We start from the raw sequence: 26,211 nt of genomic DNA, 5'->3' as shown, positions 1-26,211 counted from the left end.
TCCCGCCGGTCGTCGTCGGTGCCGTCCCGGCGCCGGTCATCGGAAGTCCTTGCCGTGGCTCACCGCGAGCGCCGGGCGGACCGCCCGGTAGCGGCGCCGGGTCTCGATGTCCAGGTCCTCGTAGACCGGATCGAGGGCGTCGGCCATGAACAGCTCCCGCATCAGCGCACGCTGCACCTTGCCGCCGGGCGACTTGCGCACCTTGCCGGGGTGCAGGAACGCCACGTTCGCCACCCGTACGCCGAAGCAGCGGCTGAGCCAGTCCTTGACCGTACGGGCCAGCGTCGACAGCGACGCCGGGTCGGCGGTCTCCGCCTGGACCTCGTGCAGGACCACGATCTCCTGGCGGGGTGAGGGCACCGCGAAGACCGTGCCGGTCAGGTCGGCGAACCGGGTGTCGGAGGTGCGTACCGCCTTCTCCATGTCGTGCGGATAGAGGCTCCGGCCGCCGACGACGAGCATCTCGCGCATCCGGCCCAGCACGTACAGCTCGGCGTCGGCGATGACGCCGAGGTCACCGGTGCGCAGGTAGCCGCCCTCGCCGTCCCCGGTGGCCGCCCCGAAGACCCGGTCGGTCTCCACCTCGCGTCGCCAGTAGCCGCGGGCCACGCTCCGGCCCCGGATCCAGATCTCGCCGAGCCGCCCGTCCGGCAATACCGAGGCGCTCTCGGGGTCGACGATCCTGATGTCAAGACCATTTACGGTGCCGCTGCTGACAAGTGATCTAGCCGCCGCCGCGTCGGCCGCCGCCGGCAGGAGGATGTTCTGTTCCAACCGGCTCGGGTCGAATCGTTCCACCGCCAACGGCCGACCGGGTCGGGTGCCGGAGACGAACAATGTCGACTCGGTGATGTGGTAGCCGACCCGGACCGCCTCGGGGCGGAAACCCGCCGGCCCGAATCGCTCGGCGAATTCGATCAGCGGCTCCGGCTCGATCGGGTCCGCGCCGCCGACGAAGGCGTGCTCCCAGCGGGCCAGGTCCATGCCTCTGACCTGCTCGTCGGTCACCTCGCGAGCACACAGACGGTATGCGAATCCGGGCGCCGAACTGATCCGCACGTCGTATTTGTCAACGGCTTCCAACCACCGGCAAGGATCGGTGAAAAAATCGTCGGCGGACATGAGCACGGTGGTGGCGCCGCGATACAGCGGTTCGAGAAGCATCTCGATCAGGCCGGTCCCGTCGTGCAACGGCAACCAACTGAGACATCGGTCCGCCGGAGTCAGCGAAAAAGTGTCCCGAAATATCTCGAAGTTGTGCGCCAGATTCTCATTGCTGATCATTACGCCTTTCGGGTCGCTCGTCGAACCCGTCGTATAGCGCAGCAACGCGAGCCCGGCCGGACTGATGTGCGTCGGACCGTCCCATCCGCCCGGGTCGGCCGGACCGGCAAGGTCGGTGGCGGTGCAGAGCAGCCGGTCCAACCCGTCCTGGCTCATCCAGTCGGAGACCGTGACCAGGCTCGCGCTGTCGGTCAGCACGATGCGCGGATCAGAGTCCAGGGCGATTCCGGTGGCCCGCATGAGGTGGTGCTTGTCCCCGTCGGGCAGCGGGGCCGGCACCGGGACGACGCCGGCATACATGCAGCCCAGGATGCTTTTGACGAACTCGAGACCGGTCGGATAGAGCAGCAGTGCCCGATCACCCGGCCGGCAGCGGTCCCGCAGTCGGCCGGCCAGTTCCCGGGCCGCCTGGTCCAGCTCGCCGTAACGCAGGGATTCCGAATGCTCCTCACGTTCACCCCAGCGCAGCAGGACGACAGCCTCCCGGTCCGGATCATGGCCGGCGTGTCGGATGACCCGCTCCACCAAACCCACGATTCCCACCCGCATTTCCCCCCAAAATGTTGGCTACAGGAAGCGTGGCCAACCACGGCGGGCCGCCGAATGAGCACAGGCTCGGCGACGGCCACGCCCGCGGACGCCAGTTCCCCAAACGCTCACGGACGGTTCCGCCTACGATATCGGTGCACGGATATTCAATCAAGTCAGGTTGGAGACAGCCATAACAACTTCCAGCGAAACATCAGGAAAACGGTGGAGTCGCTTATACAGCCGGACGTCCACTACCGAATGGTAACCTCTCCCGCATTGCCGCGATGTCCCGGCCACCAGGGCAATTGACCCGCCCGGCCGGGAAACTTCCCGCCGCTTTGCCGACGCAAACAACATAGTCCGCCGTCTTCCACATACGCGCCCGCACCCAGAAGACAAGACTGTTTCACATACTCGTGCGTAACCCCGGCTGGGCCCGCTCGGAGCAGGCCGGGCAGAGTCGTAAATAGGGGACGAGCGGCCCCGGCGGCGCCGTGCCGGCACGCGAGAGGGCCTGCCGCGCCGGCACGCGAGAAGCCCGCCCGGGCGGCCGTGGGGGCGCCGGGGCGGGCTGCTGGTCGCGGGGTCAGGCGTTCGACGGCTCCGCCATCGCCACCGCGATCTGCCGAGGGCCGGTGAACGGCTCGCGGCCGTGCGCCGCGAGCATGTTGTCGACCACCAGCACGTCGTCGTACTGCCAGTCGAACCGGGTGGTCGCGGCCCGGTAGCAGTCGCGCAGGTGCCCGATGACGTCGTCGGGGATCCGGCCGCCGTCCCCGTAGTAGGTGTTCGTCGGCAGGTCCTCCTCGTCGAACATCTCCAGGACGCCCTCCCGGATGTCCTTCGGCAGCGTCGTCACGTGGAAGAACGTCGCGTGGTTGAACCACACCGTCTCGCCGCTGACCGGGTGCGTGTGCACCGGTCGGCGTACCGCCCGGGTCCGCAGGCCGCCGCCGTCGCGCCACTCGACCTCGATCCCGTTGACCGCGCAGTACTCCGTGACGGCCGCCCGGTCGTCGGTGTTGAAGATCTGCTGCCAGGAGGTGCCGAAGGAGCCGTGGAAGTTGCGCACCACCATCCAGCCCCGGCGGACGAACTCCTCCCGGATGGTCGGGTCGATCGACCGGTAGACCTTGCGGATGTCGGCCAGCGGGGTCGCACCCCGGGTGGCCGGCGCCTGCCGGCAGTAGAAGTAGAGCGTCAGCGGCCACACCGCCTGGTACGAGTTCTCGTTGTGCAGGAAGATCTCCTCTTCCGGCGGGTAGTCGGTCGAGGTGTAGACCTGGCCCTTGATGGTGCTGCGCGGCGAGGAACGCTCCGAATAGGTCAGCGGCGGGCCGGAGAGCGCGCGGACCACCGCGTCGAAGCCGTCGACACCGCCGACGGAGAAGCCGCGCAGCAGCAGCGCACCCCGCTCGCCCAGGATCTTGCGCAGCTCGGCGCGCTCGGCCCGGATCAGCTCCCCGATCTCGGCCCCGGCCGACCCGCGGGTCACCAGGTACGGCATTGTTCCGGTGTCAGTAGTGGACAGAGTCATGGTCCGGCCCTTCGGTCTGGTCAGCTCCGTGCGGTTCAGTCGGACATGGCCACCAGGACCCGGCGCCGCCCGGTGAACGGGCGCCGGCCGTGGCCGACCAGTACGTTGTCGATCAGCAGCACGTCACCCTGTCGCCAGTCGACGTCGACGGCGGCCTCCAGGCCACGGTCACGCACCTGGATGACGTACTCGTCGGGGATCGGGCTGCCGTCGGCGAACGTGACCGACTGCGGAAGCTCGTCCGGCGGCAGCACCTCGGCCAGCGACTTCGCGGTGTCGTCGCCCAGCGCCGCCGGGTGCCACTGGTCGGACTGGTTGAACCACACCTCGACCCCGGTCACCGGGTGCCGGGTGGTGGAGGGACGGTCCTGGGTGACCCGCAGCCCGCCGTCGGACTTCCACTCCCAGCTCGCCTCGGTGCTGCTCAGGAACGCCTCGACCTCGTCCCGGTCGGCGGTCTCGAAGGTGTCCTGCCAGCTCTTGCCGAGGCCGAACCCGTCGTGCAGGTTCTGGGTGTAGCGCACCCCGCCGGCGTACGCGGCCCGCACCTGCGGGTCCAGCGAGTGCAGCCACAGTGCGGCGTCGACCACCGGGGTGGCGCCACCGGTCTCGGCCGCCGTGTGGCAGAAGAACATCAGCCGGGACGGCCACTGGTGGGCGTACGACAGTTCGTTGTGCATCGAGATGGTGAACTCGGGCGGGTACTCGGTGGAGGTGTAGACGTTCTTCCCCACCTTGGTGCGCGGCGAGTTGCCGTGCACGTACGCCAGCCGGTTGGGCAGCAGCTGGTCCATCACCGGATCCAGCGTCTCCTCCGTCACCTGGAAGCCACGGAAGACCAGCGCCTTCTCCGCGGTCAGCAGGTTGTCCAGCTCCGCCGTGGTCGAGAGGTAGTCGGCCAGCCCCTGCGGGCTCGCCTCGACCCCAGCAGCCGCCGGGTCGATCTCCATCGGTCTCCAGCTCTGGTGACCTTCCATCGGACTCTCCCTTCGAGGGGACTCCCGCGGGAGGTGGAGACCGGTAGCGGGAATCGGAAGGTAATGCGTCGGTGACACAGCCGTCATCCAGTCCAAGGATGCCGGCAAGATCTATACTTTCTCGATACTGCGGCCATCGAGCCGCTGGACCCCTGCTCCGGCACCGTTTAGCCACAGGCCACCGGCTGCCGGCGGGACGATGTTCCGGCCCGGCGCGGCGTGCCGGCCCAGCCGGCGGACCATCCGGGCGTTGTCCGGACTCCTGGCGATCCCCCGCACCGCCGGGCTGGCGACGGCGAGCAGCACCAGCGAGGCCATCACGGCGCTCAAGCCCAGCACCGTCGCCCGGACCCCGGCACCGCCGAGCAGCACCCCGCCGGCCAGTGCGCCGAGGAAGTTCGCCCCCGAGGCGAGCAGCGTGGCGACGGCACCGACCCGGCCCATCATCGGGTCCGGGGTGATCCGCACCAGATAGACCCCGCCGACCACGTTGAACAGGCCGCCGACGTAGCTGTTGACGGCGAAGATCACCGCCAGGCTGACCGGATCGGTGGTGAACGCCATCAACGGCACCGTCACCGCCCAGGCGGCCAGCCCGCCCACCACCAGGGTCCGCAGGGTGGCCCGGCGCAGCCACCACATGCCGCTCAGCGCGCCGAGCATCCCGCCCACCCCGCTGGCCCCGATCACCGCACCGACAAGCGCGGCCGAACCGCCGCCGTTGCGGATGGTGACCATCAGGACCAGGGTCAGCGCCTGGAACACCGCGTTGCTGATCGCGACGAAACCGAGCACGGTACGCAGGAACCGCTGCTGCCACAGCCAGGCCACGCCCTCGGCGATGTCGGCGCGCACCGTGCCGGGCCTGGTCGGCCGGGGTTGCTGGAACGGCCGGCGGATCAGCAGCAGCGCGACGAGCGAGCCGAGGTGGGCGAGCGTGGTGAACAGGAACGGCGCCCAGCGGGCCAGGGTGAACAGCAGCCCGCCGACCGGCTGACCGACCAGCACCGCGGCCCGGCCCCGGGTCTCGTTCTGGGTCAGCGCGCTCGGCAGCTGTTCGGCCGGGACCAGGTGCCGGACGGCGGCCCGCTCGGAGAGCTGGTAGAAGACGCTCAGGCTGGTCTGCACGAACGCGACGACCATGAGTTGTGGCACCCAGACCCGGCCGAAGAGTACCGCCAGCGCCACGCTGCCGGTGGCGAGCAGGCAGCCCAGGTCGCAGAAGATCATCAGCCGGCGCCGGTCCCAGCGGTCCACGAAGGCGCCCGCCGGCAGTTGCACCAGCAGGTGCGGCAGCAGCGCGGCGGCACCGACCAGCCCGGCGTTGCCGGCCGAGCCGGTGTACCAGAGCACCAGCATCGGGTAGGCGATCGAGGTGATCCGGGCCCCGACCATGGTGCCGGCCGCCCCGGCCCAGAGCAGCAGGAAGTCCCGGTTGCGCCGCAGCGGCACCGACGCCGGCGGCTCGGCGAGCGACGGCGCAGAGGGGGCAGACGGTGCAGAGGGGGCAGACGGCCCAGGGGAAACAGGCGGCGCGTAGGCAGGCGGCGCGGCGGCAGGCACTACGGCGACAGGCGGCACGGACGGCGCCGCCCCGCCGGATGGCGGGGCGGGCTTGTCGTCCACGATGCTCACGTTCCGGTTCCCGGCGGTCCGTCCACCGGACCCCGGCGGCACCACTCCAACACCGCCATCGCGCTGTGCAGCTTGTTCTCCGCCTGCTCGAAGGCGATGCTCGCCGGACCGTCCAGCACCTCGGCGGTGACCTCCTCGCCTCGGTGCGCCGGCAGGTCGTGCATGAAGACCGCGTCCGGGCTTCCCACCCAGAGTTCCTTGCCGACCTGGAACGGTGCGAAGATCTCCCGCCAGTTGGGGTCGGGCTTGCTGGTGCCGGTCGTCTGCCACCGGGTGGTGTAGACGACGTCGAAGCCGCCGGGCAGCTCGGCCATGTCGTGCCGCCGGTGGATAGTCGCCGTACCCCGGGCCGCCTGGGCCGAGGCGGTCGCCACGATCTCCTCGGTCAGCCCGTACCCCGGGGGCGTGCGCAGCTCCAGGTGGGTGCCGGCGTACCGGGTCAGGGCCAGGGCGAGCGCCGCCGCGCTGTTGTTGCCCTCCCCCACGTAGAGCACCCGCAGCCCGTCGATCCGGCCGAAGTGGTCGAGCATCGTGGTCAGGTCGGTGAGCGCCTGGGTCGGGTGCTCGTCGGCGCTCATCGCGTTCACCACCGACATCCGGTCCTGGTCGGCGAGCGCCCGCAGTTCCGCCGGATCGCCCGCGGTGCGGGCCACCAGCAGGTCGAGCATCCGGGACATCACCCGGCCGGTGTCGGCGTGCGTCTCACCGGTGTTGAGCTGGAGGTCGTCCGGCCCGTACCCGACGATCTGCGCGCCGAGGCGCAGCGCGCCGCTGGAGAACGCGGTCCGGGTCCGGGTCGAGGTCTTCCGGAAGTACACCCCGACCACGTCGCCGTGCAGCGGCCGTTCCCGCCGGGCCTGCCCGGACCGGAACCGCACCCCCCGGGCGACGATGGACCGCAGGTCCTCGTCGGTCAGGTCGTTTATCGAGATCAGGTGCCGCACCATCCGTGCCTCCTCCTGCGCCGTGCCGCCGGCCGGCGGCAGGTCCCGGGCCCGGTCGGCCGGCAGGCCGGCCGTCGCCGCGATCCCGACGGTCTCGCCGTCGGCGGCAGCGTAGGCGCCGGTCTCCGCCACGGCCGCCGGACGCTCCGCCCAGCCGGCCAGCTCGGTCGCCACGAACGACTGCACCGCCTTGCCGGACTCGGCGTTCGTCAGCACCACGAAGCCGTCACCGGCACCGAGCCGCCCCAGCGTCATCGCCCGGTAGCCGACCGTCTCGCCAGGATGCCCGAACTCCAGGTCCGGCGCGGTGTCGTCGACGACCGTGCCGAGCCCGTAGAAGCTACCCGGTGCGGCGACCGCCACCAGCTCGGCGGCGAGCGCCGGAGTGAGCAGTTCACCGTTGCCGAGCCGGGCACGGTGGACCTCGACAAGCACCCGGGCCAGGTCCGCGGCGGTCGTCCAGAGACCGCCGCCGGCCAGCGCCGGACGGTTGCGCCAGCCACCGGGTACGGGTACCCCGTGTGCGTCGTGGCCGAGCGCGACCCGGCGGGCCGGGTCGGTCGGGAACGCCGGGTCGAAGCTGCTGTCGGTCATGCCCAGCGGGGCCAGCACGAGCCGCCGCATCAGCTCCGGGAACGGTTCCCCGGTCAGGTCGACGAGCACCTGTTGCAGCACCGCGTAGTGGCTGTTGGTCTTCCGGAACGACTCCCCCGGCACCAGTTCGGGCCGGATCGGCGCGGAGGTGGCGGGCGGGCGGCCGTACAGCACGTCGAGCAGGGACGGGCCCGGCTCGGTCGGGGCGTACCCGGTGTTCGGGCTGGTGGAGAGGCCGGAGAGGTTCGCCAGCAGGTGCCGTACGGTGACCGGTGCGCCGCCGTCGGGCAGCCGCCACGAGGTCAGGTACCGGTTCACGTCGGCGTCCAGCTCCAGCCGACCCTGGGCGACCAGCCGGAGCACCCCGAGCGCGGTGACGTGCTTGCTGATCGAGGCGACCTGGAACGGGGTCTCCGGGGTGACCGGCTCCGACCCGCCGGCGGCGAGTACGCCGTAGCCGCGTACCTCGGCGAGCTGGCCGGCCCGGACCAGCGCGACACTCGCGCCGGGGATGTGGTGTTCGGCCATCAGGGGCAGCGGCGACGGCCCGGCGCCGAGCCGGCCGACCGGACGCGCCTCGGCCCGGACCACACCGGAGCCGGTGCTGGCGACGGGCTGGGCGGGTTCGACGACGGGCGCAGCCGGTTCGACAACGGTGCTCGGCGCAGCCGGTCCGACAACGGTGCTCGGCGCAGTCGGTTCGACGACGGTGCTGGGCGGGGGCGGGTCGCCGAGCGCCACGGCCAGGTCGGCGACGGTGCCGTTCTGGTAGAGCATCCGCAGCGACACCGGCAGCCCGGCCCGACGCCCGGCGGTGACCAGCTGCACGATCCGCATCGAGTCGGCACCCAGGTCGAAGAAGCTGTCGTGCACACCCACCCGGTCCAGGCCGAGCACCTCCGCGCAGACCTCGGCGATCCGCCGCTCGGTCTCGGTACGCGGCGGCAGGTACTCGCGCTCGCCGCCGAACGAGGTCCGCTCCGGCGCCGGCAGCGCCCGCCGGTCCACCTTGCCGGCCGGGTTCAGCGGCAGCGCGTCCAGGGTGACGAAGGCGGCCGGCACCATGTAGCCGGGCAGCGCGGCGGCGAGGAAGTCGCGCAGTCCGGCCGGCTCGACCGGCCGGCCGTCCACCGGTACGACGTAGCCGGCGAGCCACTTCTCGCCGCCTGGGTCCTCCCGGGCCACCACCACGCCGTTGCGGACGTCCGGATGGGCGAGCAGCCGCTCCTCGATCTCGGGCAGCTCGATCCGGTGCCCCCGGATCTTCACCTGGTGGTCCGCCCGGCCCAGGAACTCCAGGTTGCCGTCCGGGCCGTACCGGACCAGGTCGCCGGTGCGGTACATCCGGGCCCCGACCGCCCGGCCGAACGGCTCCGGCAGGAACTTCTCGGCGGTCAGCTCGGGACGGTTGACGTACCCGCGGGCGACGCCGTCACCGGCGATGTACAGCTCGCCGACCACGCCGACCGCGACCGGCTGGAAGTCCCGGTCCAGCACGTAGGTCCGGGTGTTCGCGATCGGCCGTCCGATCGGCACCACCTCGACCTCACCGGGCACGTCCCAGCTCGTCGACCAGATCGCGGTCTCGGTCGGGCCGTACACGTTCACCAGCCGCTTCACCCGGCCGCGCAGCTCACCGGCGAGGGCCGGCGGCAGCGCCTCGCCGCCGACCAGCGCCACCACCGGACGGTTGCCGAACCCGGCGTCCAGCAGCAGCTTCCAGCCGGACGGGGTCGCCTGGACGTGGGTCACCGGAAAGCGGTCGAGCAGGCCGAGCAGTTCCGGGCTGTCCCCCACTTCGTCGTCGTCGGCCAGCACCAGCCGGCCGCCGGTGACCAGCGGGAGGTACAGCTCCAGGCCGGAGATGTCGAAGGAGAGCGAGGTCGCGGCGAGCCAGACGTCCTCGGTGCCGGCGTCCAGCAGCCGGCGCATCGAGAAGAGCAGGTTCAGCAGCGCCCGGTGCGAGATCTGCACACCCTTCGGCCGCCCGGTCGAACCGGAGGTGAAGATGATGTACGCCAGCTGGTGCTGGTCGTCCCGGCGGGGCACCGGCTCCGCCGACCGGGACTCGATCACGGCCTCGTCCCGGTCGGCGAGGACCCGCCGGCCGGAGTAGACCCCGGCCAGCCGCCCGACCAGCTTCGACTCGCTCACCACCAGCTCCGCCCCGGCGGTCTCCAGCATGTAGCCGAGCCGTTCCGCCGGCAGCTCCGGATCCAGCGGCACGTACGCCGCACCGGCCTTCCAGACGGCCAGCAGCCAGGCCAGCAGGGACGGCTCGCGGGACAGCAGCACCCCGACCACCGACTCCGGCCCGACGCCGGCCGCCCGCAGGTGCCGGGCGTACCGGTTCGCCAGCGCGTCGAGTTCGGCGTACCGGACCCGCTCGCCTCCCTGGACCACCGCCACCGCTCTCGGGGTGGCCGCCGCCTGTGCCTCGACGACGTGGTGCACCGATCGACTCATGCTGCTCACCACTCCACGGCCGTGTCGTTCCAGTCGGTCAGCACCGCGGCCAGTTCCGCCGCCGGCACGTACGCCGCCCGGGCGTTCCCGTCGGCACCGGCGGCCATCGCCTCCAGCACCGTCCGGTACATCGCCACCACCCGCTCGGCGTTCTGCTGGGTCAGCGCGGAACGCCGGACCCGCAGCATCAGGTGCCCGGGGCCGGTCGAGACCGCGAGCGCGAACTCGTTGGCGGCGTCGCCGGCACCGGCCCGGACGTCCACCAGCTCCGTGTCGACCTGGTGGAAGTCCTGGTAGCTGAACATCACCTCGATCAGCTGCCGCCCGCCGACCTGGCGCTGGATCGCCGGCATCGGATAGCGCCGGTGCGGCCAGAGTTCGACCTCCCGGTCGTAGACCTGCCGGACCAGTTCGCCCCAGGTGCCGGCGGTGCGGTCGTGCGGGAACGGCAGGGTGTTCAGGTACATCCCGTAGACCCGGTCGGCGCCGTCGACCTCCGGGCGGGCGCTGCACACCAGGCCGGTGAAGAACGCCGGCTCGTCGGTGAGCTGGCTCATCACCTTCAGGTGCGCCGCGTGCAGCACGGCCTTCATCGAGGTACGGGTCGCGCTGGCCAGCGCCCGCAGCCCCGGCTCGAGGTCGGGGAAGCCGACCGGGATCCGGAAGCTGCCGGTCTCCTCGGGTGCCTCGCCCCACCCGGCCGGCGGGGTGAACCGGGCGTACCGGGTGACGATCCCGTGCCAGTAGTCGCGGTCCTCGGTCGAGGCCAGCGAGTCGAGTTCGGCGGAGATGAAGTCGGCGTACCGGACCGGCGGCGCGGCGACCGGCTCGGGTGCCGCTCCGGCGGCCAGCTGCCGGTAGAGGTCGAGGACCTCCATCAGCAGCGACTGCTGGCTCCAGCCCTCGGTGATCGCGTGACACTGGGTGAAGCCGAGCCGCCAGGCGACGTCGCTCTCCACGAACCCGGCCATCCGGAGCAGGGGCGGGTCGGTCAGCTCGAACAGGTTCGCCCGCTCCCGGGCGATCAGCTCGTGCAGCGCCTGCTCCCGGCCCGCCTCGTCCAGGTGCCGTACGTCGCGAACCTCGACCGGCATCTCGGCGGTGCCGTGCACGAGCTGCATCGGCACGGAATAGCTGGTCAGGTCGAACGAGGTACGCAGCAGCTCGTGCCGGGCCACCACGATCCGGGCCGCCTCGCGCAGCGCGGCCGGCTGGAAGGGCCGCTCGTCACGGATCCGGAAGAAGCTGGTGTTGTGGTAGCGGTTGCCGCCCACCCCGCCGAGCATCTCCACCACCATGCCGAGCTGCACCTGCGACAGCGGGTACGCGTCGACCACCCCGGCCGGCAGCGCGGCCCGGTCCTCGCCGGAGATCAGCCCGAACGGCGCCACCGGACCCGCCTCGGCCGGCTGCTCGGCGACCGGCTGGCCGGCGAGTTTCTCGGCGAGTTCGGCGACGGTGCGGTACTGGAACACGTCCCGGACCGCCACCTCGAACCCGGCCGCCCGCAACTTCCCGACCAGGGCCACCGCCCGGATCGAATGCCCACCCAGATCGAAGAAACTCTCCGTCACCCCGACCCGATCCAGACCCAACACCTCCCGCCACACGGCGGCGACCCGCTCCTCAGTCTCCGACCGCGGACCCACGAACACCGGCCCCGCATCCACCACAGCCGAATCCGGATCCGGCAACGCCCGACGATCCACCTTCCCGTTCGCGTTCAACGGCAACGCATCCAACGACACGAACACCGCCGGCACCATGTACTCCGGCAACCGCGCCCCGCAGTGCTCGACCAGCCCGCTCACCGGCAACTCCCCGGAAGCCGGCACGCAGTAGGCCACCAACCGCTTGTCCGAAGCCGAACCCACCGCGACCACCGCCGCGTCCCGGACCGCCGAATGCGCCAGCAACACCGAACGGATCTCACCCAACTCGATCCGATAACCGTGCACCTTCACCTGGTCGTCGACCCGACCCACGAACTCCACGTCACCGCCCGGCAGCATCCGGACCTGGTCGCCGGTGCGGTACAGCCGACCACCCGGCGTCGCACCGAACGGATCCGGCACGAAACGCTCCGCCGTCAACTCCGGCCGGTTCACATAACCCCGAGCCACCCCGACACCACCGACGAACAACTCACCCAACACACCCACCGGAACCGGAGACAGCTCCGCATCCAGCACGTACATCGCCATCCCCGGCAACGGACGACCGATCGGCACCACCTCGACCGTCTGCGGGCCGCGCACCGGATAGACGCAGGTACCCACCGACGCCTCCGTCGGGCCGTACTCGTTGACCAGGCGGCCGTCGCCGAGGATGCCGCGCCAGTGTTCGGCGACCGGGCCGGGCAGCGCCTCGCCGGCAACCACCACGATCTCGGCCAGCGCGGCGAGCTGGGCAGCCTCGGCCTGCTGGCCGATGATCTCCAGGTGGCCGGGGGTCAGCTTCAGGAAACTGAACGGACCCGCCGCCACCAACTCCCGACCCAGATCCGCCATGTCCAACTCCGGACCGGCCAACCACACCCGCTGACCCGACACCAACGGCGCCCACACATTCGGCACCACCAGATCGAACGCCACCGACGAGAACAACGCCGAACCACCAACACCACGACCAGCCAACTCCCGCGCCGCCCACGACACATGGTTGACCAACCCACGATGCGACACCGCCACACCCTTCGGCCGCCCCGTCGACCCCGACGTGAAAATCACATACGCCAGCCGGTCCAGATCGGCGGGCTCGGAGATCGGGGAGGACGGACGGTTGCCGATCTCCAGGCGCTCGGTGTCGACCAGCACGCAGTCCAGCCCCGGGTCGAACCGGTCCGCGTGCCGGGACCGGGTGACCACCACCCGGGCACCGGCGTCGGCGAGCATCGCGTTCACCCGGTCGGCCGGGAAGGACGGGTCCAGCGGCACGTAGGCAGCACCGGTCTTCCAGACCGCCAGGAAGGTGGCGATCAGGTCGGGACCCCGGTCCAGCAGCACCCCGACCAGGGACTCCGGCCCGACGCCCCGGGAGCGCAGGTGCCGGGCCAGCCGGTTCGCCCGGGCGTCCAGTTCGGCGTAGTCGAGTTCCAGCTCGCCGAGCGCCACCGCGGTCCGCTCCGGATGGGTGGCGGCCATCTCGGCGACCAGCTCCGGCACGGTACGGGTCGGCGCCTCGACGGGGTTTACCGCGTACTCGTCGAGCAGCCGGTCCCGCTCCCCCGCCGGCAGCTGGGTGCCTCGGGCGTTCCCGCCGGCACCGGTCGCCGCCATCGCGGCCAGCACCGCCCGGTACATCTCGCCCACCCTGGCTGCCTCCGGCCGGCTCAACGTGTGCGTGTCGGCGGTCAGCACCAGGCTGCCGGTCATCGCGGCGACGGCCAGGCCGAACTCCGTGGCCCCCTCGCCGAGCCCGGACTCCACATCGACCAGCTCGGTGTCGACCGCGTCGAAGTCCTGGTAGCTGAAGCGCACGTCGAGCAGGCGCTGGCCGTCGGCCAGCTCGCGCTGGATCGCCGGCATCGGGTAGCGCCGGTGCGGCCAGAGTTCGACCTCCCGGTCGAAGACCTGCCGGACCAGCTCGCCCCAGGTCGCCGCGCCGCGCCGGTGGCCGAACGGCAGGGTGTTCAGGTACATCCCGTAGACCCGGTCGGCGCCGTCGACCTCCGGGCGGGCGCTGCACACCAGGCCGGTGAAGAAGACCGGCTCGTCGGTGAGCTGGCTCATCACCTTCAGGTGCGCGGCGTGCAGCACGGCCTTGAGCGAGGTACGGGTCGCCGTGGCCAGCTTCCGCAGCTCCGGCTCCAGGTCCCGGACCGGCACGGTGACCGAGTACGGCTCCCGGGGCGTGTCCGGGGCGTCGGCCCAGCCGGTCGGCAGGCTCAGCCGGGCGTACCCGTCGACGATGCCGCGCCAGTGGTCCCGGTCCTCGGCCGAGGCCAGCGAGTCGAGTTCGGCGGCGATGAAGTCGGCGTACCGGACCGCCGGTCGGGTCGCCGGTTCCGGGGTTCCGCCGGCCCGGATCTGCTGGTAAAGCTCCAGCAGCTCGGTCAGCATCGCCCGGTGGCTCCACCCCTCGGTGATCGGGTGCGAGACGGTGACGGACATCCACCACGCCTCGTCGCTCTCCTCGTGCACGGTGAACCGCAGCAGCGGCGCCACCCCGAGGTCGAACAGCTCGGCCCGTTCCGCCGCGGTGAACTCCCGGATCGCCTGCTTCCGTCCGGCGGCGTCGAGCTGCCGCAGGTCGCGTACCCCGATCGGGATCTCGGCGGTGTCGTGCACGAGCTGCATGGGCACCGAATAGCTGGTCAGGTCGAACGAGGTACGCAGCAGCTCGTGCCGCTCGACGACGATCCGGGCCGCCTCGCGCAGCGCGGCCAGCCCGAACGGCCGCTCGGTGCGCAGCCGGAACGAGGTGACGTTGTGGTACGCGTGCAGGTCGCTGTCGGCAAGCATCTCCACGACCATGCCGAGCTGCACCTGCGACAGCGGGTACGCGTCGACCACCCCGGCCGGCAGCGCGGCCCGGTCCTCCGTGGAGATCAGCGCGAACGGCGCCACGGTCGGCCCGTCGATGCTGGCACCGGTCGCCACCGCGACGGCCGTGGCCGGGACGGTCGTGCCGTCGGTGGTCGTCTCCGGCACCGGGCCGGCGAGTTTCTCGGCGAGTTCGGCGACGGTGCGGTACTGGAACACGTCCCGGACCGCCACCTCGAACCCGGCCGCCCGCAACTTCCCGACCAGGGCCACCGCCCGGATCGAATGCCCACCCAGATCGAAGAAACTCTCCGTCACCCCGACCCGATCCAGACCCAACACCTCCCGCCACACGGCGGCGACCCGCTCCTCAGTCTCCGACCGCGGACCCACGAACACCGGCCCCGCATCCACCACAGCCGAATCCGGATCCGGCAACGCCCGACGATCCACCTTCCCGTTCGCGTTCAACGGCAACGCATCCAACGACACGAACACCGCCGGCACCATGTACTCCGGCAACCGCGCCCCGCAGTGCTCGACCAGCCCGCTCACCGGCAACTCCCCGGAAGCCGGCACGCAGTAGGCCACCAACCGCTTGTCCGAAGCCGAACCCACCGCGACCACCGCCGCGTCCCGGACCGCCGAATGCGCCAGCAACACCGAACGGATCTCACCCAACTCGATCCGATAACCGTGCACCTTCACCTGGTCGTCGACCCGACCCACGAACTCCACGTCACCCGTGGCCGACACCCGCACCAGATCACCCGTGCGGTACAGCCGACCACCAGCCGACCCGAACGGATCGGGCACGAACCGCTCCGCCGTCAGCTCGGGACGGTTCACGTAACCCCGGGCCACCCCGACCCCACCGACATACAGCTCACCCAGCACACCCACCGGAACCGGAGCCAGGTCGGCGTCCAACACGTACATCGCCATCCCCGGCAACGGACGACCGATCGGCACCACCTCCGAGACCGGCACACCCAGCACCGGGAACGTGCAGGTACCCACCGACGCCTCCGTCGGCCCGTACTCGTTGACGAGTACCGCGTCGGGGGCGCACTCGCGCCAGCGTTCCAAAGTATGCCGGGTGAACGCCTCGCCGGCCACCACGGTGATCCCGGCCAGGCCGGTGGCCTGGCCCGGTGCGAGCTGGTGGGCGAGCACCTCCAGGTGGCCGGGGGTCAGCTTCAGGAAACTGAACGGACCCGCCGCCACCAACTCCCGACCCAGATCCGCCATGTCCAACTCCGGACCGGCCAACCACACCCGCTGACCCGACACCAACGGCGCCCACACATTCGGCACCACCAGATCGAACGCCACCGACGAGAACAACGCCGAACCACCAACACCACGACCAGCCAACTCCCGCGCCGCCCACGACACATGGTTGACCAACCCACGATGCGACACCGCCACACCCTTCGGCCGCCCCGTCGACCCCGACGTGAAAATCACATACGCCAGCCGGTCCAGATCGGCCGGTACCGGAAGCGGGGTCTCCGGCTGTTCCGCGACGGCCGCCGCGTCCCGGTCGACCAGGACCCGCACCGGGATCTGCGGGAACCGGTCGGCGTAGCCGGAGCCGGTCACCACGACCCGGGCACCGGCGTCGGCCAGCATGTCGGCGAGCCGGTCCGCCGGATGGGCCGGGTCCAGCGGCACGTACGCGCCGCCGGCCTTCCAGACCGCCAACATCGTCACCAGCAGCTCCGGGGTACGGTCCAGCAGCACCCCGACGACCGACTCCGGCACCACACCGCAGGCGCGCAGGTGCCGGGCCAACCGGTTCGCCCGCTCGTCCAGTTCGGCGTAGCCGAGCCGCTGCCCGGCGCACTCGACCGCCACCGCGTCCGGGGTGGCCGCCGCCTGCGCGGCGAACCGCTCCGGCACGCTCGGTCCGGCCGGCTCGGCGGTGGTGCGGTTCCACTCCACCACGCAGCGCTGCCGCTCCTCGTCGGCGAGGAAGGTGCCCCGGGCGTCGCCGTCCGGGTCGGCCGCCATCGCCTCCAGCACCGCCCGGTACATGGCGCCGATCCGGTCCCCGTTGGCCCGGCTGAGTGCCCGGGGGTTGACCGCCATCGTCACGTAGCCGAGCCGGACCGCCACGGCGAGCGGGAACTCCGTCGGGCTGTCGTCGATGCTGGCCATGTAGTCGACCAGATCCCGGTCGACCTGGTCGAAGTCGTGGTAACTGAACCGGACGTCCATCAGCCGCTGACCCTCGCCGAACTCGCGCTGGATCTCCGGCATCGGGAACCGGCGGTGCGGCCAGATCTCCATCTCCCGGGCGTACGTCCGCGTCACCAGCTCCCGCCAGGTCCGGGCGCCCCGGTCGTAGCCGAACGGCAGGCTGTTCAGGTACATCCCGTAGACCTGGTCGGCGCCGACCACCTCGGGGCGGCCGTGCAGGACCAGGCCGGTCAGGAACGACTCCTCGGCGGTAAGCTGGCTCATCACCTTCAGGTGCGCGGCGAGCAGCACCGTCTTCAGCGACGCCTTCGCCCGGCTGGCCAGCTTCCGCAGGTCGGCGTCGAGGTCGTGGAACGGCACCCCGAGCATCAGCGACTCGCGCGGCGCGTCCGGGTCGCCCCAGCCGGTCGGCAGGGAAAACCTGGCGTACCGGCCGACGATGTCCCGCCAGTACTCCCGGTCCTCGGCCGAGTCGAGCGAGCGCAGCTCGGCGGCGATGAAGTCGGCGAACCGCACCGGCGGAGCCTCGACCGGCGGCGGGGTTCCGCCGTCCCGGATCTGCCGGTAGAGGTCGAGCACCTCCATCAGCAGCGAGTGGTGGCTCCAGCCCTCGATGATGGCGTGGCACTCGGTGACCGACAGCCACCAGGTCTTGTCGTCGCAGACGTGTGCGTGCAGCCGCATCAGGGACGGCTGGGCCAGGTCGAAGACGTCGGCCCGCTCGACGGCGGTGAACTCCCGCAGCGACCGGTCCAGCTCGGCGGCGTCCAGGTGCCGCAGGTCCCGCTCCCCGACCGGCATCTCGGCGTCCGGGTACACCACCTGCATCGGCACCGAGTACGTGGTCAGGTCGATCGCGGTACGCAGCACCTCGTGCCGGGCCACCACGATCCGGGCCGCCTCGCGCAGCGCCGCCAGCCCGAACGGCCGCTCGTCCCGGATCCGGAACGAGGTCACGTTGTGGTACGCGTGCAGCTCCCCGTCGGAGAGCATCTCCACCACCATGCCTGCCTGCACCCGGGACAGCGGGTACGCGTCGGCCGCGCCGGCCGGCACCTTCGCCCGGTCTTCGGCGGAGAGCAGCTCGAACGGCGCCACCGGGCGCTCCTCGGCGGCCGGTGTCGAGCGGCCGTCCAGGATGCCGCAGAGTTCGGCGACGGTACGGTGCGCGAAGACGTCCCGGACCGAGACGTCCAGCCCGATCGCCCGCAGCTCGCCGACCAGAGCGACCGCCCGGATCGAGTGCCCGCCGAGGTCGAAGAAGCTGTCGTGCACACCGACCCGTTCGAGCCCGAGGACGTCCCGCCAGATCGCCGCGACCCGCTCCTCCACCGGGGTACGCGGCGCCACGTACGCCTGCTCGCCGTGCAGTGCCGCGCGGTCCGGTGCGGGCAGCGCGCGGCGGTCGAGCTTGCCGTTGGCGGTCAGCGGGATCTTCGCCAGCGACACGAACGCGGCCGGCACCATGTACTCGGGCAGGCTGCGGGCCAGGAACTCGCGCAGCTCGGCCGGGTTCGGCACCTGCTCTCCCTGGGCCACCAGGTAGCCGGCCAGCCGCTTGTCGCCGGGGATGTCCTCCCGAACCACCACCACCGCGTCCCGGATGCCGGGGTGCGCGGCGAGGACGGTCTCGATCTCCCCCAGCTCGACCCGGTAACCCCGGATCTGCACCTGGTCGTCGATCCGACCCAGGAAGTCCAACCCACCATCCGGACGACGCCGCGCCAGGTCACCACTGCGATACATCCGCGCACCCGGCACCCCGGCGAACGGGTCCGGCACGAACCGCTGCGCCGTCAACTCCGGCCGCCGCAGATAACCCCGGGCCACCCCCGGACCACCGACGTGGATCTCACCGGGCACCCCGACCGGCACCAGGTTCCCGTACCCGTCCAACAGGTAGATCCGCAGATCACCGAGGGGGTAGCCGACCGGGTTACCGGGATCGGTGATGTCCTGCGCCCGTACCTGGTGGAAGGTGGAGTGCACGGTCGTCTCGGTGATCCCGTACATGTTCAACAACGCCGGACGGTCCAACCCGAACCGATCCGTCCACGGCGCCAGCTCCGCCATCTCCAACTTCTCACCCGCGAAGACCACGGCCCGCAGTTCCAGGGCGGCGAGTCGGGGGTCACCGTCCCGGGCGAAGCCGACCAGGCTGCGGAACGCCGACGGGGTCTGGTTGAGCACCGTCACCCGCTCCGCCACCAACAGATCCAGGAACTCGTCCGGCAACCGGGTCACCTCACGCGGCACCACCACCAGACGACCGCCGTACAGCAACGCACCCCACAACTCCCACACCGACACGTCGAACGCGTACGAGTGGAACAACGGCCACACGTCGTCAGCCGAGAACCGGTAGTGGGTCTCGCCGACGGTGAGCAGCCGGAGCACATTGGCGTGGGTCAGGCAGACACCCTTCGGTTTGCCGGTCGAGCCCGAGGTGTAGATGACGTAGATCAGGTTTTCCGGGCCGGAGAGCGGGACCGGGTTCTCCGCCGGCTGACCCGACAGGTCCTCCTCGTCCAGGTCGACCACGGCACCGGCGGAGAAGCCGGCGACGGTCCCGGCCAGTGAGGACTGCGTCACGACCACCGAGGCACCGGCGTCACCGACCATGAACCCGAGCCGGTCCACCGGCTGCGCCGGATCCAACGGCAGGTACGCCGCACCCGACTTCAGCACACCCAGCAGGGTCGGCACGAGATCGAGGCCCCGCTCCAGACATACCCCGACCAGGGACTCCGGCCCCGCGCCGAGGGCCCGGAGCCGGTGCGCCAACCGGTTCGCCCGGACGTTCACCTCCGCGTACGACAACGACACACCCTCGAACGTCACCGCGACCGCGTCCGGAGCGGCGGCCACCCGCTGCTCGAAGACCTGATGCACGGTAAGGGTCGGCGGCACCGCGTCGATCCGGAACGGGTTGGCGACCCCGGTCACCTCGGCCCGCTCGGCCTCGTCGAGCAGGTCGACGGCGGAGAGCGCCCGACCGGGCTCGGCGACGGCGGCCTGGAGCAGCCGGACCAGGTGCCCGCCCAGCCGCCGCACGGTGGCCCGGTCGAAGAGCGCGGTCGCGTACTCCAGGTGGGCGCGCAGCCCGCCGTCGGCGGCCTCCTGCACCTGTAGCGTCAGGTCGAAGCGGGAGACCTGGGAGAGCGCGTCCAGCGGGGAGACCGCCAGCCCCGGCATCGCGTACCGGCCGTCGCCCGCCTCGTGCATCGTGAAGGCGACCTGGAACAGCGGGGTACGGGACATGTCCCGGTCTGGCTGGAGTTCGTCGACGAGCTGCCCGAACGGCACCTCCTGGTGGTCGAAGGCGGCCAGCACGGTCTCCCGGTTGGCGGCGAGCAGCTCGGCGAAGGTGATGTCGGAGTCCCAGCGGGCCCGCATCACCAGGCTGTTGATGCCGTACCCGATCAGCCGGGACAGCTCGGGCCGGTTGCGGCCGGAGACCACCGTGCCGACCGGGATGTCGGTGCCGCCGGTGTACCGGGACAGCAGCGCCTGGTAGCCGGTGAGCAGCACCATGAACAGCGTCGCGCCGTGCCGCTGGGCGAGGTCGCGGAGTTGCCCGCCGAGCCCGGCCGGCAGCTCCAGCTCGACCGCCGCGCCGGCCCACTCCCGGGTGGCCGGGCGGGGCCGGTCCGCCGGCAGGTCCAGCGGTGGGACCCCGGCGAGCTGCCGGCGCCAGTAGTCCAGGTGTCGCTGGTGTTCGGTCGCCTCGCGGCCGCGTTCCCAGGCGGCGTAGTCGGCGTACTGCACGGGCAGCGGGGCGAGGGTGTCGGGGCGGCCGGCGAGCGCGGCGGCGTACAGCTCGCTCAGCTCCTCGGCGAAGATCCCGGCGGACCAGGCGTCGCAGGCGACGTGGTGGAAGACCACCACCAGCAGGTGGTCGTCGTCGGCCAGCCTGATCAGCCGGGACCGGACCGGCCACTGGGTGCCGAGGTCGAACGGTACCGCCGGCTCCTGGGCGGCCCGCTCGAAGCCGCGGGCCTCCCGCTCCGCCTCGGGCAGCTCGGTCAGGTCGGTCACCGCCAGCTCGACCGGCCCGGCCGGGTCGATCACCTGGACCGGTTCGCCGTCGGCGAGCGCGTAGCGGGTACGCAGGATCTCGTGCCGGCCGACCAGCCCGGTCAGCGCCCGGCGCAGCGCGGCTGCGTCAAGCGTGCCGCGCAGCCGCAGCGCCAGCGGCACCAGGTACTCCCAGCTACCCGGGTCGAGCCGGCTCAGGAACCACATCTGCTGCTGCCCGAAGGAGAGCGGCAGCGGGCCGTTCCGGTCCACCCGGGTCAGCGCCGCACGGCGCCCGCCGCGCAGCCGACCGGCGAGCCGGGCCCGCAGCAGTTCCTCCCGGGCCGCCTCGACGCCGCGTTCGATCGTGCCCTCGCCCGTGCTCATCTGTTCTGCTCCTTCAGCAACGCCAGGCCGGTCAGCAGGTCGGATTCGGATAGCTCGTCGATCTCGGCGCGGATCCGCTCCTCGACCGCCTCGGCGATCCGCGCGATCGTGGGCCGCTCGAAGACGGTCCGGACCGGAAGGTCGATCTCGAACTCCTCCTGGATCCGGGAGGCCAGCCGGACCGCGAGGATCGAGTGGCCGCCGACGGTGAAGAAGTTCGTCTGGGTGCCGGCGTCGACGTCGAGCAGTTCGGCCCAGATCTCGGCGATCCGCTCCTCGACCGGGCCGTTCGGCGCGACGTGGTCCGGGGCGTCCGCTCCGGTGGCCGTCCGGCCCGGTGTCGGCAGCGCGCGGCGGTCGAGCTTGCCGTTGGCGGTCAGCGGGATCTTCGCCAGCGGCACGAACGCGCCCGGCACCATGTAGTCGGGCAGCCGTTTGCCGCAGTATCCGGCCAGTTCGGGGACGGTCGGCGCCTGGTCGGCGTCGGGCACGTAGTAGGCGACGATCCGCGGCTGGCCCGGCTCCGGTTCGTCGGTGCGGACCACCGCGTCCCGGATGCCGGGGTGCGCGGCGAGGACGGTCTCGATCTCCCCCAGCTCGACCCGGTAACCCCGGATCTGCACCTGGTCGTCGATCCGACCCAGGAAGTCCAACCCACCATCCGGACGACGCCTGGCCAGGTCACCACTGCGATACATCCGCGCACCCGGCACCCCGGCGAACGGGTCCGGCACGAACCGCTGCGCCGTCAACTCCGGCCGCCGCAGATAACCCCGGGCCACCCCCGGACCACCGACGTGGATCTCACCGGGCACCCCGACCGGCACCAGGTTCCCGTACCCGTCCAACAGGTAGATCCGCAGATCACCGAGGGGGTAGCCGACCGGGTTACCGGGATCGGTGATGTCCTGCGCCCGTACCTGGTGGAAGGTGGAGTGCACGGTCGTCTCGGTGATCCCGTACATGTTCAACAACGCCGGACGGTCCAGACCGAACCGATCCGTCCACGGCGCCAACTCCGCCATCTCCAACTTCTCACCCGCGAAAACCACCGCCCGCAACGCCAACCGGTCCAACCTCGGGTCACCGTCGCGGGTGAACCCGACCAGGCTGCGGAACGCCGACGGGGTCTGGTTGAGCACCGTCACCCGCTCCGCCACCAACAGATCCAGGAACTCGTCCGGCAACCGGGTCACCTCACGCGGCACCACCACCAGACGACCGCCGTACAACAACGCACCCCACAACTCCCACACCGACACGTCGAACGCGTACGAGTGGAACAACGGCCACACATCGTCAGCCGAGAATTGATAGTGCTGTCGGGTGGTGTCGAACAGCCGGAAGACGTTGGCGTGGGTCAGGCAGACCCCCTTGGGCCGCCCCGTCGAGCCGGAGGTGTAGATGACGTAGATCAGGTCCTCGGGGTGCGAGACCGGCGCCGGGTTGCCGGCCGGCAGCCCGGAGAGGTCCTCCTCGTCCAGCACCAGCAGCTCGCCGCCGAAGAACCCGGCGACCGTGTCGACAAGCGAGGCCTGCGTGACCAGCACCGGCGCCCCGGCGTCGCCGACCATGAAGCCGAGCCGGTCCACCGGCTGCGCCGGATCCAACGGCAGATACGCCGCACCCGACTTCAGCACACCGAGCAGGGCCGGCACGAGATCGATACCCCGCTCCAGACACACCCCGACCAACGACTCCGGCCCCGCACCCAACGCACGCAACCGGTGCGCCAACCGGTTCGCCCGGACGTTCACCTCCGCGTACGACAACGACACACCCTCGAACGTCACCGCCACCGCGTCCGGAGCGAGCAGTACCCGCTCCTCGAAGACCTGGTGCAGGCAGCGGTCCGGGGTGCCGGTGCGGAACGGGTCGGTCCGGCCGGTGCCGACCAGCTCGTCGAGCGGGTCGAGGAAGTCCACCGTGCCGAGCCGCAGCTCCGGGTCGGCGGTGACCGCCTGGAGCAACCGGACCAGGTGCCGGCCGATCCGGTCCACGGTCGAACGGTCGAAGAGCGCGGTCGCGTACTCCAGGGCGGCGAGCATGGTGCCGTCGGCCTGGACCCGGACGAAGAGCGTCAGGTCGGTCTTGGCGATCTGCCACGCCTCGGTGAACGCGGCCAGGTCGTCGCCGCGGACCGCCCCACCGGTCAGCCCCTCGTCGTGCAGGTCGAAGGCGACCTGGAAGAGCGGGGTCCGGGACATGTCCCGGTCCGGCTGGAGATCGTCGACGAGCTGCTCGAACGGCAGCGTCTGGTGCGCGAACGCCCCCCGGCAGACCTCCCGGGTCGCCTCCAGCGCCTCCTCGAACCGCATCCCCGGGCCGAGGTTCGGCCGCAGCACCAGGGAGTTGAGGAAGAAGCCGACCATGTTCTCCAGCTCGGGCCGGTTGCGGCCGGCGACCGGGGTGCCGACGGCGACGTCCCAGTTCCCGGCGTACCGGGCGAGCAGCGTGCTGAACGCGGTGAGCATCGTCATGTACGGCGATGCGCCGTGCCGCCGGCCCAGGTCGCGGACGGCGGTGGCCAGCCCGGTCGGGATGGTGAACGGGGCGAGCGCGCCCCGGGGGTTCCGCCGGGCCGGTCGGGGCCGGTCGGTCGGCAGGTCCAGCGGGCCGAGCCCGTCGAGGGTCTTCCGCCAGTACGCCAGCTCGGCCGCCAGCACCTGCTCGGTCAGCCAGCCCCGCTGCCAGCTCGCGAAGTCCGGGTACTGCACCGGCTGGGCCGGCAGCTCCGGGTCCCGTCCGGCGAGCACCGCGGCGCAGAGTTCCCGCAGCTCCCGCTCCAGCACCACCGACGACCAGCCGTCGCAGGCGATGTGGTGCAGGGTGAGCAGCAGCACCGACTCGCCGGCCGGGGCACGTCCGGCGGTGGCCGGAATCCGCACCGACGTCGGCGGGGTGGGCGTCGGCACGCCCGGGAAGCGGACCAGCAGCGCCCGCCAGACCGGGCCGGTGGCCAGGTCGAAACCGCGCTCGAACTCGGCCCGGAACACCGTCTCCAGGTCGGCGGAGTCGGCCTCCACCACCCGCAGCTCGACCGGGCCGGGCGGGTCGACGAGCTGGCGGGGTTCGCCGGCGTCCTCGACGTACCGGGTGCGGAGGATCTCGTGCCGCCCGGCGAGCACGTCCAGGGCCCGCCGGACGGTGCGCTGATCGATTTCGGCGCCGAGCCGGACGAAGAGCGGGGCGACCCACTCGGTGTTGCCCGGCTCCAGCCGGTCCAGGAACCAGAGCCGGCGCTGCCCGAACGAGAGCGGCAGCGGGCCGGTCCGGGGCACCGGGTGCAGCGGCGGGCCGTCGTCGGACGGTACCGCGATCAGCTTCGCCTGCTGCTCGACGGTGGGCGCGGCGAAGAGGCCGCGAAGCGCGACCTTGCTGCCGGAGGCCGACCGGAGCTGGTTGGCGAGCCGGGTGAGCAGCAGCGAGGAGCCGCCGAGGGTGAAGAAGTCGTCGTGCGCGCCGACCCGGTCCACCTTGAGCAGCTCGGCCCACGCCTGCGCGACCATCCGCTCGGCGGTGGTGCGCGGCGCCACGTACGGCGGGCGGCCGTCCTCGGCGGCGGTCTCCGGCGCCGGCAGCGCGGCCCGGTCCACCTTGCCGCTGCTGTTCAGCGGGAACTCCGGCAGGGCTACGAAGGCGGCCGGGATCATCGGGTCCGGCAGCCGGTCCCGCAGGAAGGTACGCAGCCGGTCGGCGGCCGGCACCCGCTCGCCGGTGACGTACCCGACGAGTCGCTTGCCGCCCTCGGCGGCCTCCACCGCCAGCACCACCGCGGCGCTGACGTCCGGGTGGGCGACGAGCGCCGACTCCACCTCGCCGGGCTCGATCCGGACCCCGTTCACCTTCACCTGGTGGTCGAGCCGGCCGATGTACTCCAGGGTCGCGTCGGCCCGCCAGCGCACCAGGTCGCCGGTGCGGTAGAGCCGGGACCCGGCCGGCCCGTACGGGTCGGGGACGAACTTCTCGGCGGTCAGGTCCGGCCGCCCGAGGTAGCCCCGGGCCACCCCGACCCCGCCGGCGTGCAGTTCACCGGCGACCCCGACCGGCACCGGGTCACCGTTGCCGTCGAGCACCAGCACCCGCAGGTTGGCCAGCGGCCGGCCGATCGGCACCGGGCCGGTCGGCAGCGCCGGGTCGTACGGGTGCGCGGTCACGTCGATGGCGCACTCGGTCGGCCCGTACGTGTTCCAGAGGGTGACCTTGAGTCCGTCGGTGAGCCGCCGGCACAGCTCGGCGTGCAGCGGCTCGCCGGCCGAGAAGAGCAGCCGCAGCGAGGTGCAGTCCCGCCAGCCCGGTTCCTCGGCGACCAGCCGGAGCACCGACGGCACGCCCTGGAAGACGGTGACGCCGTGCCGGTGGATCGCCCGGACCAGTGCGGCCGGGTCGCGCTCGGCGCCGACCGGGGCGAGTACCACGGTGCCGCCGCTGACCAGCGGGGCGAAGAACTCCCAGCAGGCCGCGTCGAAGGTGAGCGCGGTCTTCTGCAACACCCGGTCGGCGGGGCCGAGGCCGTGCTGCCGGACCGCCCAGTCGACCCGGTTCGCGATCGCCGCGTGGCTGACCATGACGCCCTTGGGCCGCCCGGTGGAGCCGGAGGTGTAGATCGCGTAGGCGAGGTGGTCCCCGCCGGCCGGGTTGCCCGGCGCCTCGTCGGAAAGTCCGGCGAGGACGGTCCCGAGGTCGTCGAGGGTGACCACCCGGGCGCCGGTACCGGCCACCAGCTCGGCGTGTGCCGACTCGGTGAGCACGATCCCGGCGCCGGTGTCGGTGAGCACCCAGCTCGCCCAGTCCCTCGGGTGGTCCGGGCTGAGCGGCAGGTAGCCGGCACCCGCCTTCCAGACGCCGAGCAGCGCGACGACCAGCTCCACGCCGCGGGGCAGGCAGACCCCGACCAGTGCGTCCGGCCCGACGCCGAGGTCGCGCAGGTGGCGGGCCAGCCGGTTGGCCCGGCGGTCCAGCTCGGCGTACGTCACCTCGACGTCGCCGGCCAGTACGGCGACCGCGTCGGGCGTGGCCGCCACCTGGCGGGCGACAAGCGCCGGCAGGATGTTGGCGGACCCGGCGTCGGTCGCCGGCCCGCGCAGGTCGCCGGCTGATTCGGTCCGGCTTCGATCGGGGTTCATCGGGTGCTCCTCACCTCGTCGCGG

General features: G+C 71.8%; 7 protein-coding genes and 1 pseudogene. All 8 read right to left on the bottom strand.

The window, feature by feature from the left end:
• Window positions 1-36 precede the first annotated feature (36 nt).
• Entirely contained in the window at window positions 37-1,827 is a 1,791-nt protein-coding gene (locus O7626_RS11000; protein WP_278061061.1) for a fatty acyl-AMP ligase, read from the bottom strand.
• Between the two features lie 574 nt (window positions 1,828-2,401).
• On the bottom strand, window positions 2,402-3,322 hold the full coding sequence (locus tag O7626_RS10995) for a TauD/TfdA family dioxygenase (protein ID WP_278061060.1): 921 nt from the start codon (window positions 3,320-3,322) through the stop codon (window positions 2,402-2,404).
• 65 nt (window positions 3,323-3,387) lie between these two features.
• Entirely contained in the window at window positions 3,388-4,329 is a 942-nt protein-coding gene (locus tag O7626_RS10990; protein WP_278061059.1) for a TauD/TfdA family dioxygenase, read from the bottom strand.
• Between the two features lie 111 nt (window positions 4,330-4,440).
• Entirely contained in the window at window positions 4,441-5,781 is a 1,341-nt protein-coding gene (locus tag O7626_RS10985; protein WP_278061058.1) for an MFS transporter, read from the bottom strand.
• A gap of 179 nt (window positions 5,782-5,960) precedes the next feature.
• Window positions 5,961-6,911, bottom strand: a complete 951-nt coding sequence (locus tag O7626_RS41510) for an ornithine carbamoyltransferase (protein ID WP_347404855.1) — start codon at window positions 6,909-6,911, stop codon at window positions 5,961-5,963.
• A gap of 201 nt (window positions 6,912-7,112) precedes the next feature.
• Window positions 7,113-9,968, bottom strand: a pseudogene (locus O7626_RS10980) (amino acid adenylation domain-containing protein); the annotation flags it as partial.
• A gap of 5 nt (window positions 9,969-9,973) precedes the next feature.
• Window positions 9,974-21,061 (bottom strand): non-ribosomal peptide synthetase, encoded by an 11,088-nt coding sequence (locus O7626_RS10975; RefSeq protein WP_278061056.1) that lies wholly within the window; start codon window positions 21,059-21,061, stop codon window positions 9,974-9,976.
• The gene (locus tag O7626_RS10970; protein ID WP_278061055.1) at window positions 21,058-26,187 is read right to left on the bottom strand and encodes a non-ribosomal peptide synthetase; all 5,130 of its coding nucleotides are present in this window, start codon (window positions 26,185-26,187) and stop codon (window positions 21,058-21,060) included. The genes O7626_RS10975 and O7626_RS10970 overlap by 4 nt, the downstream gene beginning before the upstream one ends.
• Window positions 26,188-26,211: the final 24 nt, after the last annotated feature.

Origin of the sequence: Micromonospora sp. WMMD1102, assembly GCF_029626265.1 — a bacterium.
In the GTDB taxonomy this organism is placed as follows: Bacteria; Actinomycetota; Actinomycetes; order Mycobacteriales; family Micromonosporaceae; genus Plantactinospora.
This window is presented reverse-complemented; position numbering and strand designations above follow the sequence as displayed.

What these genes read in the sequence shown, in the direction of transcription:
- O7626_RS10995 (WP_278061060.1), bottom strand. Translation starts at nt 3,322, where the DNA reads ATGCCGTACCTGGTGACCCGCGGGTCGGCCGGGGCCGAGATCGGGGAG.
- O7626_RS10990 (WP_278061059.1), bottom strand. Translation starts at nt 4,329, where the DNA reads ATGGAAGGTCACCAGAGCTGGAGACCGATGGAGATCGACCCGGCGGCT.
- O7626_RS41510 (WP_347404855.1), bottom strand. Translation starts at nt 6,911, where the DNA reads ATGGTGCGGCACCTGATCTCGATAAACGACCTGACCGACGAGGACCTG.
- O7626_RS10975 (WP_278061056.1), bottom strand. Translation starts at nt 21,061, where the DNA reads ATGAGCACGGGCGAGGGCACGATCGAACGCGGCGTCGAGGCGGCCCGG.
- O7626_RS10970 (WP_278061055.1), bottom strand. Translation starts at nt 26,187, where the DNA reads ATGAACCCCGATCGAAGCCGGACCGAATCAGCCGGCGACCTGCGCGGG.